The 338-nt window shown below is 32.8% G+C and carries 1 pseudogene; it reads left to right on the plus strand.

The window, feature by feature from the left end:
* A pseudogene (locus tag SB772_RS39590) lies at positions 1-110 on the plus strand (APH(3') family aminoglycoside O-phosphotransferase); the annotation flags it as partial.
* Between the last annotated feature and the right edge of the window lie 228 nt (positions 111-338).

Below are 338 nucleotides of genomic sequence, written 5' to 3' on the forward strand. Positions count from 1 at the left end.
TCGGTGAGTTTTCTCCTTCATTACAGAAACGGCTTTTTCAAAAATATGGTATTGATAATCCTGATATGAATAAATTGCAGTTTCATTTGATGCTCGATGAGTTTTTCTAAGAATTAATTCATGAGCGGATACATATTTGAATGTATTTAGAAAAATAAACAAATAGGGGTTCCGCGCACATTTCCCCGAAAAGTGCCACCTAAATTGTAAGCGTTAATATTTTGTTAAAATTCGCGTTAAATTTTTGTTAAATCAGCTCATTTTTTAACCAATAGGCCGAAATCGGCAAAATCCCTTATAAATCAAAAGAATAGACCGAGATAGGGTTGAGTGTTGTT

Source organism: Paraburkholderia sp. SIMBA_030 (assembly GCF_046535245.1).
In the GTDB taxonomy this organism is placed as follows: Bacteria; Pseudomonadota; Gammaproteobacteria; order Burkholderiales; family Burkholderiaceae; genus Paraburkholderia.